The 445-nt window shown below is 66.7% G+C and carries 1 pseudogene; it reads right to left on the bottom strand.

The annotated features are described in order from the left end of the window. Positions 1-359: pseudogene (locus tag FY251_RS21410) on the bottom strand (ABC transporter permease); the annotation flags it as partial. Positions 360-445 lie beyond the last annotated feature (86 nt).

Raw genomic sequence — 445 nt, 5'->3', positions numbered from 1 at the left:
GTCCAGCGCATCGGCGAGACGGTCACCTTCTCGAACATCCCCGTCTGGAGGTCCTCGACCAGTCCGAGGCCGGAGGAGAGCGACGACGACATCGACACCTGGACGACGGCCGCGGGGAGGACGAAGGGGAGGTAGCCGACGCCCTCGAATCCGGCCCGTTCGAGAGCGAGAGTGCCGACGTCGCCGAAGACGGCCGTGAACATCAGCAGGGAGAACACCGCCATGAAGAGTTCGAGAAAGACGACGGTCGGATTCCGAATCGCCTTCCGGGTCCACCGCTTGAAATTGACCCAGATGTCTCCGACGAGGGAGTTTCCGGCCGACCGCGACGGACCCGCGTCGACGCCCGCGGAACTCATCGTGTCCCTCCGGACGGCCCCGGCCCGGTTTCGCCGTCGTCCCCAGCGGTGAAGCCGTCGGTTCGCCCGTCCGCGATGGCGAAGAA

It is taken from the genome of Haloferax sp. KTX1, from assembly GCF_902410085.1.
Taxonomy (GTDB): domain Archaea; phylum Halobacteriota; class Halobacteria; order Halobacteriales; family Haloferacaceae; genus Haloferax; species Haloferax massiliensis.
Note: the sequence above shows the minus strand (reverse complement) of the source record. Positions and strands in the feature narration are given on the sequence as shown.